Annotated in this window: 1 protein-coding gene; it reads right to left on the reverse strand. The window is 70.1% G+C overall.

Annotated elements, in window-relative coordinates; genetic code table 11:
* Positions 1-284 (reverse strand): hypothetical protein (locus CVH10_RS19645; RefSeq protein WP_219924866.1); only part of this gene is annotated, 284 nt, incomplete at both ends.

The following is a 284-nucleotide window of genomic DNA, read 5'->3' on the forward strand; positions in this document are numbered from 1 at the left end:
CGCGCCGCGCCGAGCGTCGCCCAGCACGGGATGCCGTGGATCTGGGTGAAGGCGGCCGAGGTCTCGAACCCCTCACCAAGCGCCAATGTGTCGGTGACGCGCATGCCCTGCCAGGTCGCACCTCCCGGCGTGCCGAGCGTCGCCTTGTCGAGATAGCCGCCATGCGCGAGGTCGAGGAAGATGCGCTGAATCGAGCGCAGCGTTCGCCCCTCCCGCGCCGCGATCAGCAGCGCCGGGAGGAACCGCGTATGCGGTTTGGGTCCCCATGGACAGCGCGGGTGGTA

Source organism: Halomonas sp. ND22Bw (assembly GCF_003011945.1).
GTDB lineage: Bacteria > Pseudomonadota > Gammaproteobacteria > Pseudomonadales > Halomonadaceae > Halomonas > Halomonas halophila.